We start from the raw sequence: 976 nt of genomic DNA, 5'->3' as shown, positions 1-976 counted from the left end.
GGCTTCCCCCCGATTCGGTGTGTCAGCCACCTCATCCAGTACTGACACACCCTATCGGGGGCAAGCCCCCTCGCTACAGGGGAGATGTCCGGTCGGCGATTCATCAGGGTTTCAGCAACTGCATCTGCTGGCGGTAATCGTCCGTTACCTGCTGCGCCTGGCTGTTGCCTGTCACCACCCGCGGCGTGATCAGCACGATCAGTTCGGTGCGGGCCTTGGACTTGCTGGTGCTGCCGAACAACCATTTGAGCCCCGGGATGCGCCCCAGGTACGGCACGGCGGTGCTGGTGTCGCTGTTGTCCTGCTTGATCAATCCCCCCAGCAACACCGTCTGCCCGCTCTGCACCGCCACTTGCGTGGCCACCGAGCGCGCGGCGATGGCCGGGTTGGTGGAGGTGCTGGTGACGTTGCTGTAGTCGGCGTTGCTGACCTGTTGCTTGATGTCCATGTACACCAGGCCGCCCGGGTTGATGCGCGGCACCACGTCGAGGATGACGCCGGTCTGCACGTATTCGACGCTGCTCAGGGTGGTGTCGGAGGTGTTGGTGTTGACCGTGGTCTGGTTGATCGGGATGTTCTCGCCGACCTGGATCTGCGCCTGCTGGTTGTTCATGACCACCAGCGAGGGCGCCGACAGCACCTGGGTGCGACCATTGCTTTCGAGGGCGTGCAGGGCGACTTGCAGGTTGTTGCTGACGAAGGAGTAGAACAGCGAGTCGGAGCTCGACAACGCCGCGCCGCCGGCGCCCAGCGCGCCTTGGCTGCCGGCGGTGTTGGCGACGGTGGTGCTGGAGGAGTTGCCCGCCAGGCGGCCCAGGTACCACTGCACGCCCATGTCCAGTTCGCCGGTGAGGTTGACTTCGAGGATGCGGGTTTCGATCTGCACCTGCATGGGCGGGTTGTCGAGGCGTTTGATGGCGCCTTCGATCTCGGTCCACTGCGCGGGGCGGGTGCGGATCAGCAGTTGGTTGCTGCT

General features: G+C 64.5%; 1 protein-coding gene. It reads right to left on the bottom strand.

Annotated features, from left to right (window positions below; translation table 11 throughout):
- Positions 1-103: 103 nt before the first annotated feature.
- On the bottom strand, positions 104-976 hold an 873-nt coding region (locus AC3WJP_RS29065), incomplete at its 5' end, for a type II secretion system protein GspD (RefSeq protein WP_493735706.1).

It is taken from the genome of Pseudomonas sp. GW821-FHT01A09 (assembly GCF_058986725.1).
This window is presented reverse-complemented; position numbering and strand designations above follow the sequence as displayed.